Source organism: Georhizobium sp. MAB10 (genome assembly GCF_045012825.1).
GTDB lineage: Bacteria > Pseudomonadota > Alphaproteobacteria > Rhizobiales > Rhizobiaceae > Georhizobium > Georhizobium profundi.
Genome location: NZ_CP118314.1, coordinates 815,764 through 825,000, shown reverse-complemented (window position 1 = coordinate 825,000; position 9,237 = coordinate 815,764). Strand labels below are relative to the sequence as shown.

Below are 9,237 nucleotides of genomic sequence, written 5' to 3'. Positions count from 1 at the left end.
TCCGGTCAACAGCCATTTTGCAGAAAAATGACAGTTTTCGCACCTTGCAAGAAAATGTCCCAACATCCCGTTTTGGCGACAAAAAATGCGCCGACCCTGCCTGCTTTCTAGCGCTGCCTGTTGAGTGTGCAGGCTCGCCGCCTTGGCGCTTCAAGGTGACTTGTCTGAACAGCACGTGCGGGTATGCGCGTACTATATAGGCAGGGATGGTCTGCCGGCCTGGTGCTACTCGCCACCCCTCCCCAAGCAGTCGCATGCGCCGCTCTTCGTGCCGCGGATATTACTTGACGCTAATTGTCAGGTATTGTAGCGACGCCTCGATGGAACGGGTAGCGCAATGCAGCTTGCTTCAGGAGAGTTCGCGGGACGGCTTAATCCGTTCCGCAGACCGGGACAGACAACATAACGGGAGACACTGATGTCCAAGACGACCCGATCGCTGATCGCCGCGGCTGCCTTTGCGGCCGTATCGCTGCCAACGCTTGCGAGCGCACAGGAACTGACGATCTATTCCGGCCGTGGCGAAGCCTTCGCGCAGCCCATCATCGACCGCTTCGCCGAAGCGACCGGCATCGAAGTCGAAGTCCGCTATGGCGGAACCGCCGAGATGGCCGTCCTGATCACCGAAGAAGGTGAGCAGAGCCCGGCGGATGTGTTCTGGGCACAGGATCCGGGTGCTCTGGGCGCCGTCGGCGAACTGTTCGAGCCGCTGCCGGAAGAGGTGCTGGCCAACGTTCCTGAAACACTGCGCGATGACGAAGGCCGCTGGGTTGCCGCTTCGGCACGTGCACGGACATTCGTCTATTCGCCGGAGCGTGTCGAAGAAGGCGAGCTGCCGACGTCGATCACAGACCTGACCGGCGAAGAGTACCGCGGCCGCGTCGGCTGGGCGCCGACCAACGGCTCCTTCCAAGCGCATCTCACCGCGCTGCGCGTGCTGCTCGGCGAAGATGAAACCAAGGCGTGGCTCGAGGCGATGATCGCCAATGACACGCAGGTCTATTCCAACAACGCGTCGCAGCTTCAGGCGATCGCCGACGGCGAAGTCGATTTCGGCCTCGTCAATCACTATTACCTTCTCCGCCAGAAGGCTGCCGATGCCGCCTTCCCGGTCGAGCAGTCGATCTTCGCCAATGGCGATGCCGGCAATCTGCTGATGGCGGCCGGCGCAGGCGTTCTCGCCTCGTCCGACAACAAGGAAGCGGCCGAAGAGTTCGTCGCCTTCCTCTTGTCCGAAGAAGCCCAAACCTATTTCGCGCAGGACAACCAGGAATACGGTGTCATTGAAGGTGCCGACAATGCGGGCATTGAGCCGAACATCGAGGACGTCATCCTCGCATCGCCTCCGCTCGACCTGAACGACATCGACGATCTGGAAGGCACGCTGAACCTGCTCCGTGAGGTCGGCTTGCTGTGACAACCCTTGTGACGGGCGGCCGCAAACGCGCGGCGCCCGCCATCTTCGTCATCCCCGCCATTCTGGTGGGGCTGGCGATGCTGGTCCCTATCTTCTACCTCGTGCTGCGCGCGACCGAGGCCGATTTCGGCACGGTCGCTTCTCTCGTTTTCAGGCCCCGAACCGGCCAACTCCTGTTGAACACGACCGCCCTCGTCGCCGGCGTGCTCATTCTCGCGACCGCGATTGCCGCGCCGCTGGCCTGGCTCACCACGCGCACGAGCCTGAAGGGACGGCGCTTCGCGCATATTCTGGTGGTGCTGCCGCTCGCGGTTCCGGGCTACGTAATGGCCTATGCGCTGATCGGGCTCTCCGGCTATTATGGCTTCATGAATACGCTCTTCGGCTGGACTTTTCCCAGACCGCAAGGCTGGCTCGGCGCGACGCTCGCTCTCAGCCTCTATACCTATCCCTACATCTATCTGAATTTGCGCGCGGCGCTCGGCAGCATCGATGCGAGCCTTGAAGAGAGCGCGCGCGCACTTGGCGCGTCACCCCGTGAGGTCTTTTTCCGCGTCACGCTGCCCTATCTGCGCCCGGCGCTGTTTTCCGGCTGGCTCGTCGTCGGCCTCTATGTGATTGGCGATTTCGGCGCGGTTGCGCTGATGCGCTACGAGGTCTTCTCCTACGCGCTCTACACGCAATACGCCGCTGCCTACGACCGCATCTATGCCGCCTGGCTCGCATTGATCATGATCACCATCGCGGTCTCGGTCATCTGGTGGGAGAGCAAGCTGCGCGAAGGTGCCCATTTCGCCCGCACCGGCACCGGTTCCGGCGTGCGATCGAGCCTGTCTTCGCTCAGCACGCTCACGTCTGCGGCCGCCTGGGGCTTCATCGCCCTCGTGGCGCTCGCCTCGCTCGGCCTGCCAGTATCGGTTCTTGCCTTCTGGCTTTCGGCCGAGCCTCTGCTGCCGAGCCTGCCCGCGCTTCTGACGAGCTTCTGGCATTCCGTGTCGGTGGCGGTCCCCTCCGCCCTGCTCGCCGGTGCGCTCGCGTTGCCCGTCGCCGTCATGGCGGTGCGCTATCCGTCGCCACTGTCGAGCGCGATCAACCGCCTGGCCTTCATCGGCTATGCGGTGCCACCGCTCGCCTTTGCGCTTGCCTTCGTGTTCATCTCGCTCGGCTTCGCACGGCCGCTCTATCAGTCGCATCTGCTGCTTGTGATAGCCTATTCGCTGGCTTTCCTGGCGCTGGCGCTTGGACCGATCCGCGCGGCGCTGTACCTCGCGCGCCCGTCGCTTGAGGAAGCGGCACGCTCGCTCGGCTACAGTCCGCTTTCGGTCGTCGCCCATGTGGTGTTCCCACTGATCCGGCGCGGCGTGATCGGCGGCATGGTGCTCGTCTTCGTCATCGCCATGAAGGAACTGCCGATCGCATTCCTGCTGGCCCCGACCGGATACCGTTCGCTTGCGATTACGCTGTTCAGCCGCACATCAGAGGGCATGTTGGTCAATGCGGCACCCTATGCCGCAGCCATCATCATCTTTTCCGGCTTGTTTGTCGGGGTCGTTCTCAGGCATGAAGCAAAACATGACTGAAACAGCTGACATTGATCGGAGTTCGGGACCGCTGCTCGCGGCGCGCGATCTCGTGCGGCATTTTCCGTCGGCGCGCGGCGCCGCAGTCGCCGGCGTGTCCTTCGAGGTCATGCCGGGCGAACTCATTGCGCTTCTCGGTCCTTCGGGATGCGGCAAGACCACGACGCTGCGCCTGACCGGCGGCTTCGAGCGGCCGGACGCAGGCACGATCAGCCTCAATGGCCGCGATGTGACGAACCTGCCACCAGAAAAGCGTGGCATCGGCTTCGTCTTTCAGGATTACGCGCTCTTTCCGCATCTGAGCGTTGCGGCCAACGTCGCCTTTGGATTGCGACACGCCTCGGCTGCCGATCAACGGAAGAGAACGGCGCAGATGCTGGAGATGGTCGGCCTCGCCGATCTCGCCGAGCGGATGCCGCATCAGCTATCGGGCGGCCAGCAGCAGCGCGTGGCGCTCGCCCGCACGCTAGCGCCGGCACCGCCTCTGGTTCTGCTCGACGAGCCCTTTTCCAATCTCGATGCCGCCTTGCGGGTCGAGACCCGCCAGGAAGTCCGCCGGCTCCTGAAGCAGGCCGGGTCCGCAGCCATTCTGGTGACGCATGATCAGGAGGAGGCGCTGGCGCTTGCCGACCGCATCGCTGTCATGCATGCGGGCCGGATCCTTCAGATGAGCACGCCCGATGACGTTTATCGGCGCCCTGCCGACGAATTCGTCGCGCGCTTCATCGGCCGTTCCAACATCGTTCCCGCTTGCGCGAACGGATTCCTCGCCCAGACGGATTTCGGCGACCTCGCCATCGACCGGACCATGTACGGCAATGTGCGACTGGCAGTGAAACCCGAGCAATTCGTGCTGACGCCCGCCGAAGATGGCAACGGCGTCGTCATCGGTCGCGAGTTCCGTGGCCACGACCAGCTTTATTGGGTCCGCGTCGGCGGAACCGAGATCATGGCGATCGCGGCGACCAACAGCTTGCTGACGATCGGCACACCGGTGCGGCTGACCACATCCGAGCCCGTCGCCCTTTTCGAACAAGCCGTCGCAGAAAACTCGTGAATCTCCACCGAAGACGGTGTTTTACCATTTGCGAATGGAACCATCGTCGCAGGCCGTCGTTCTCCCGGTCGAAATGCAAGGAGAAAAACAATGAACAGCATCATCTACATCGTCGGCCTCGTCGTCATCGTCATCGCCATCCTGTCGTTCCTCGGCCTGAGCTGATACGACGCAAACAAATCAGGACTACCCCGTCGGACGAGCGGCTGATTCCCGCGCATGATGCGCCATCAGACCGTAAGCCAGCCGCATCTGCTTTCCTGCCCGCGTATCCGGATAGCCTTCTGCATCTCGATGCAGCGGCATGTCGAACGTGATCTCCCCCTCGGCCGCATCCGCGATATGCGCGCCGAGGGAGATCATCAGCTGGATCATCCCGCGATTTTCCGGATGCACATAAGCCACGAACCGCTTGATCCCAGCTTCCGCCGCACAAAAGGCGATGGCGCCAATCAACAACGGTCCTACTCCGCGACCCTGATAAGCGTCGATGACGGTCACGGCCATCTCTGCGCTTTCCTGAGCCATCTCTGCGCTTTCCTGATCGGTGTCGAGCCGTTCATAACGCGCGATGGCAACCGGGTCGGGCGGAACGACGCTCATGTTGAGCGCCCCAATCGCACAGTGCTCGGAGTTGGATCGAGCAGTGAAGCGGGCGAGATCCTTTTCGGAAAGCCGCGTGACACCGCCCAGGAAGCGGAAGAACCGCGACCGTTCAGAGAGATGGGAAAAACCGGCCAAAAGATGCGCCCTATCCGCCGGCTCGACGGTGCGCACCAGCAAATCCAGATCATCCGCGATGCGCGTTCGGAACATTCCTTTCCTCCGGACCTTGATCCTACCAACATGCGAAACATCGCGCCAACCAAACCGGGGACACCAGCGTGAGCGACTTTGGCGACGAACGCACCGGCATCATCGATGCTTCCACCGCTGCCAAGCAGGACAAGGAGCGGACCGATGGTGCGCAGATTTCGCGCGGACGTCGTGCCGACCACCCGATGCAGCTTTCCCGCCACGGCTGGCTCGATGTGGCATGGCGCATCTGGAACAACATAGGCGCCAATCGCATCATGCTTGTGGCAGCAGGCGCAACCTTTTATCTGCTGCTGGCACTTTTCCCCGCGCTTGCCGCGTTCGTGTCGCTCTATGGCCTCGTCGCCAACCCCGTCAGCGTCGCCGACCACATCGCGTTTCTGGGTTCGCTCTTGCCGGCCGGTGGGCTCGATATCATCGAGACCCAGTTGGACGCTCTGGCCACTCAGGATGTCAGCGCGCTTAGCTTCGGCTTCATCCTGGGTCTCATGATCGCCCTGTGGAGTGCGAACAACGGCATCAAAACCCTCTTCGACGCGATGAACATCGTCTATGCGGAGGAGGAAAAACGTGGCTTCATCAAGCTCAACCTCCTCTCCGCAGTCTTTACGCTCGGCGGTCTGATGGTGGCGATCGCGCTGATTTTCACAGTGGGTGTCGTGCCAGCGATCATCGCTTTCATGGGGCTGGAACGTCAGGCCGATCTGATGATCGCGTGGCTGCGTTGGCCGATCCTACTGTCCATGATCGCGGTCGGCATCACGCTCGTCTACCGTTTTGGTCCAAGCAGGCGACCGGCGAAATGGCGTTGGCTGTTCCCCGGTTCGGTGCTTGCGACCATCGTGTGGATCGCTGCCTCGGCCGCCTTCTCTTTCTACCTGCAGAATTTCGCGGATTATAACGCCACCTACGGCTCGCTCGGCGCTGTCATCGGTTTCATGACGTGGACCTGGATTTCGGTCATCATCCTGCTGGTCGGCGCGCAATTGAACGCCGAGATCGAGCACCAGACATTGAACGACACGACAGTCGGTCCAGGCCGTCGGATGGGCGAGCGGGGAGCTGTCGTAGCAGACACGGTCGGCGAAGCCAGGCCTGCCTGACACCAAAACCAAGTCTGCCTGAAACAAGAACGACGCGGCTTCCGTACGAGACCGCGTCGTTGCGTTGTGTCGAGCACGTTCTGAACTCAGGCACTGACCCCGAGACGAGACGCGAAAGCCTGCGCGGCTTCAACTTCGTTCGGACGGATGTCATGCCCGCCCTCGTGCCAATCGAGCTTCACCGCTGCGCCCTGTGCCGAGAAGTAATCGGCGAGCGCCTGCGTCTCGGCCGGCGGGCAGATCGGATCGCGGCGGCCGGCTGTGATCACGATGTCTCGGTCCTTGAGAGCCGCATTGGCCGCCGGCGCCCACGGGATCAGCGGATGCATGAGCACGGCGCCGTCGAAGAGCGCACCGTTCTCCAGCATCATGGCTGCCAGGATATTGGCACCATTGGAGTAGCCGAGGCCATAGACGGCGCCCGCCTTCGCCTCATCGCGATGCGCAGCGACGAACGCAGCAAGAGCATCCCGCCGGATCGCCAGATCGTCCATGTCGTACACACCTTCGGCCTTGCGGCGGAAGAAGCGCAGTGCGCCACCTTCCGACACATCACCACGGGGCGAGACGATCGTTGCCTGTGGCATCAGCCGGGCGGAAAAGTCGAAAAACTGGTTCTCGTCGCCGCCCGTCCCGTGAAAGGCAAAGAGGATCGGCGCACCCGGCGCGCCCGGCCGGATGCGATGCTTGTAGGACTGCAGGCTCATGCCGCAGCTCCCGCTGCACCGTCGATCTTCTGCAGCGTGTTTTCGAGATACGGGCGAAGATGCGCATGCTGGCGCGGCAGCTTGAGCGCTTCACCGAGATGCGCCCGGTCTTCGTCACGCTCGAAGCCCGGCTCGTTGGTGGCGACTTCGAAGAGGACGCCACCGGGCGTGCGGAAATAGATCGCCCAGAAATAATCCCGGTCGATAACCGGCGTCACTTGGTATCCCGTGTCCATCAATGCCTTGCGCACCGCCAACTGGCTGTCGCGATTATCGACCGCGAAGGCGATGTGGTGCACCGAACCGGCACCCTGGTCAGCATGGGCGATGTTCGGCATGATTTCGATGTCGATGCGGTGCGCACCGTTGCCGCCGTCGATCGCGAACCGCTTCACGCCGTCGCGCGCTTCGATTTCGCTGTAGCCCATGAACTTCAGGAGTTCGCCGGTCGCGCCATCGTCCCGCAGCCGCATGGCGGCAGAGTGAAACCCGCGGATCGCGACATCGTCACCAACGCCATTGCCGGTCCAGGGCTGGCGGTCGTCGTCGCTGGTTTCAACAAGCGCAAAACCGTCACCATCGGGCCCGGCAAAATGCAGGCGCTTCTCGCCGAAGAGTTCCTCTTCCTTTAGACCACTGACGCCCATTTTCTGGAAACGCTCTTTCCAGAACGGCAGCGCACCCTGCGGGACGGCGAAGACGGTCGTTCCGACTTCACCCGTGCCCGGGCGACCGCGGCGGATGTTCGGGAACGGGAAATAGGTCATGACCGAACCCGGCGTGCCGACTTCGTCGCCATAATACAGGTGATAGACATCGGGCGCGTCGAAATTTACAGTTTTCTTCACCCGGCGCAGGCCGAGCGTGTCGGTGAAAAAGCGATTGTTCTCGCGTGCATCCGCAGCCATCGACGTGACGTGGTGCAGGCCTCTGATCTCGTTCAACATCGGAAATTCCTTTCTGCCTGAGAGGGCATGTGAACTGTTGGAGCCAATGTCGCGATCTTCCACTGTCTTTTCTAGTACGATAATCTGCTATTATCTGTTGCCAGATTCAGAACAGTTGGAAGGCAATGATGGGACATCTCGAGCGCAGCCGTATCTTTCTTGAGGTCGCGGAACGGTCGAGCTTCGCCGATGCGTCGCGGGCGCTGAACCTGTCGCGTTCTGTGGTCACCAGGCAGGTGGCCGAACTGGAAGAAGAACTCGGCGTGCAACTGTTTGTGCGCACCACGCGCAAGGTGGCGCTGACCGCACCCGGCGCCATCTACGCCGACCGCATGCGCACGGCCATTCGCCAGATCGACCAGGCGACGGACGCCGTGCGCGACGAACAGCATACGCTGCGCGGCACGCTGAAGGTCAGCGCCCCGCTATCCTTCGGCATGAGGTTCCTCCCCGACGCGATCGCCCGATTTCGCATCCTTTATCCGGACCTGACGCTGGCCATGGACCTGACCGATCGCTTCGTCGACATCCTGCGCGACGACTACGACATGGCCCTCCGCATCTCGGGTCCGCCCACCGATCGCTCCACCATCTGGCGCAAGATCTGCGAGGTGCCCCGCGTGCTCGCAGCGTCACCGGATTACGTTGCCAGGCGTGGCAGCCCCGCCAAGCCGCAGGAACTGGCCCGGCACAATTGTCTCGCCTATTCGAACTCGAACGATCCGCAGATCTGGCGCCTGCGCAATGGCGACGAGAGAGCCGACGTGAGCATCGCCTCGAAGCTTGCCTGCAACAACGGAGAGCTTCTGGCGGATCTGGCAATCGCCGGCGAAGGCATCGTGCTGTTGCCGCGCTTCATCATGGAGGAGGCGCTCATTGATGGCCGCCTGGTGCAGGTGCTTCCCGATTGGCCGCCCGAGATGATCTGGCTGACGGCATTTTATCCGCCCTATGAGCGGCTACCGGCAAAGGTCGATGCCTTTACGCGCTTCATTGAGGACGCGGTTGCCGCCGATCAGGAAGAGCTGCCGAATTTAGGCCAGAAGAAACCCGCGCGCCGCTTGTAGGCAGCGTAGTCATGCGCCAGCGGCGAGGCGGCAATGGTCGCCTCCTCGCCCTTCGCCGCCCGCATATAGACGAGCGCGATGATCATGACCGGAAGGATCGAGACGAGAGAGAACGTGGTCAGTGCCCAGCCGGCCCACAGAACCAGATAGGAAACGTAGAACGGGTGACGAAGATATCGGTAGGGCCCATCGGTGACGAGCGTATTTGGGCTGCGGCCTTCGAAGACGTACCAGAGCCGCGCCTTTTTCGATGCCCGGATCGCACTGACGAACAGCAACGATGCCCCGATCATCATCAAAAGTCCTGCCACATGGGCCCCGACCGGCTGCACGCGCGTCATCAGCAGATAGATGAAAAGGGCGATCATTGCGATGCTGATCACCGAGATCATCTTCGCGGCTGGCGGCATCTTTTCAGTGGTGAAATGAAACCGCATTGCCCAGGTGAACTGACCGACGACGACAAGGCCGAGAAGAATGCTGGCGAGATCTAGGAGGGTCTGATTGTTCATCATCAACGACTGTCTTGCAGGGTTTCGGGAC

At 62.0% G+C, this 9,237-nt stretch carries 9 protein-coding genes; 5 read left to right on the top strand and 4 right to left on the bottom strand.

What is annotated here, in order from left to right:
• Nucleotides 1-418 precede the first annotated feature (418 nt).
• Genes PU133_RS03760 through PU133_RS03750 form a run of 3 tightly spaced genes read left to right on the top strand, consistent with a single transcriptional unit; the run spans nt 419 to nt 4,054 of the window.
• A complete protein-coding gene (locus PU133_RS03760; RefSeq protein ID WP_404863551.1) occupies nt 419-1,417 on the top strand; it encodes an iron ABC transporter substrate-binding protein in 999 nt (332 codons plus the stop codon).
• Complete coding sequence (locus tag PU133_RS03755) at nt 1,414-2,997, top strand: ABC transporter permease (protein WP_404863550.1); 1,584 nt, start codon at nt 1,414-1,416, stop codon at nt 2,995-2,997. Before PU133_RS03760 ends, PU133_RS03755 begins: the two co-directional genes overlap by 4 nt.
• A complete protein-coding gene (locus PU133_RS03750) occupies nt 2,990-4,054 on the top strand; it encodes an ABC transporter ATP-binding protein (protein ID WP_404863549.1) in 1,065 nt (354 codons plus the stop codon). Before PU133_RS03755 ends, PU133_RS03750 begins: the two co-directional genes overlap by 8 nt.
• Nucleotides 4,055-4,240: 186 nt before the next feature.
• Here the strand turns inward: PU133_RS03750 and PU133_RS03745 are convergent, their stop codons facing one another.
• On the bottom strand, nt 4,241-4,870 hold the full coding sequence (locus PU133_RS03745; RefSeq protein ID WP_404863548.1) for a GNAT family N-acetyltransferase: 630 nt from the start codon (nt 4,868-4,870) through the stop codon (nt 4,241-4,243).
• 68 nt (nt 4,871-4,938) lie between these two features.
• Here PU133_RS03745 and PU133_RS03740 point away from each other — a divergent pair, with 68 nt between their 5' ends.
• Nucleotides 4,939-5,973, top strand: coding sequence for a YihY/virulence factor BrkB family protein (locus PU133_RS03740; RefSeq protein WP_404863547.1), 1,035 nt, complete (start codon nt 4,939-4,941; stop codon nt 5,971-5,973).
• A gap of 86 nt (nt 5,974-6,059) precedes the next feature.
• Here PU133_RS03740 and PU133_RS03735 read toward each other — a convergent pair whose 3' ends face one another.
• Nucleotides 6,060-6,680, bottom strand: coding sequence for an alpha/beta hydrolase (locus tag PU133_RS03735; protein WP_404863546.1), 621 nt, complete (start codon nt 6,678-6,680; stop codon nt 6,060-6,062).
• The gene (locus tag PU133_RS03730) at nt 6,677-7,627 is read right to left on the bottom strand and encodes a VOC family protein (protein ID WP_404863545.1); all 951 of its coding nucleotides are present in this window, start codon (nt 7,625-7,627) and stop codon (nt 6,677-6,679) included. Before PU133_RS03730 ends, PU133_RS03735 begins: the two co-directional genes overlap by 4 nt.
• A gap of 125 nt (nt 7,628-7,752) precedes the next feature.
• On the opposite strand from PU133_RS03730, the gene PU133_RS03725 reads away from it, so the two are divergent.
• Nucleotides 7,753-8,694 carry a LysR substrate-binding domain-containing protein gene (locus tag PU133_RS03725; protein ID WP_404863544.1) on the top strand — a complete coding sequence of 314 codons (942 nt, stop codon included), beginning with the start codon at nt 7,753-7,755 and terminating at the stop codon, nt 8,692-8,694.
• On the opposite strand, the gene PU133_RS03720 is transcribed toward PU133_RS03725, so the two are convergent.
• Nucleotides 8,643-9,209 (bottom strand): methyltransferase family protein, encoded by a 567-nt coding sequence (locus tag PU133_RS03720; RefSeq protein WP_404863543.1) that lies wholly within the window; start codon nt 9,207-9,209, stop codon nt 8,643-8,645. The genes PU133_RS03725 and PU133_RS03720 overlap by 52 nt on opposite strands.
• Nucleotides 9,210-9,237: the final 28 nt, after the last annotated feature.

Bases quoted from the DNA above. Each gene is read 5' to 3' on its own strand.
- PU133_RS03760 (WP_404863551.1), top strand. From the start codon at position 419: ATGTCCAAGACGACCCGATCGCTGATCGCCGCGGCTGCCTTTGCGGCC.
- PU133_RS03735 (WP_404863546.1), bottom strand. From the start codon at position 6,680: ATGAGCCTGCAGTCCTACAAGCATCGCATCCGGCCGGGCGCGCCGGGT.
- PU133_RS03745 (WP_404863548.1), bottom strand. From the start codon at position 4,870: ATGTTCCGAACGCGCATCGCGGATGATCTGGATTTGCTGGTGCGCACC.
- PU133_RS03725 (WP_404863544.1), top strand. From the start codon at position 7,753: ATGATGGGACATCTCGAGCGCAGCCGTATCTTTCTTGAGGTCGCGGAA.
- PU133_RS03750 (WP_404863549.1), top strand. From the start codon at position 2,990: ATGACTGAAACAGCTGACATTGATCGGAGTTCGGGACCGCTGCTCGCG.
- PU133_RS03730 (WP_404863545.1), bottom strand. From the start codon at position 7,627: ATGTTGAACGAGATCAGAGGCCTGCACCACGTCACGTCGATGGCTGCG.
- PU133_RS03720 (WP_404863543.1), bottom strand. From the start codon at position 9,209: ATGATGAACAATCAGACCCTCCTAGATCTCGCCAGCATTCTTCTCGGC.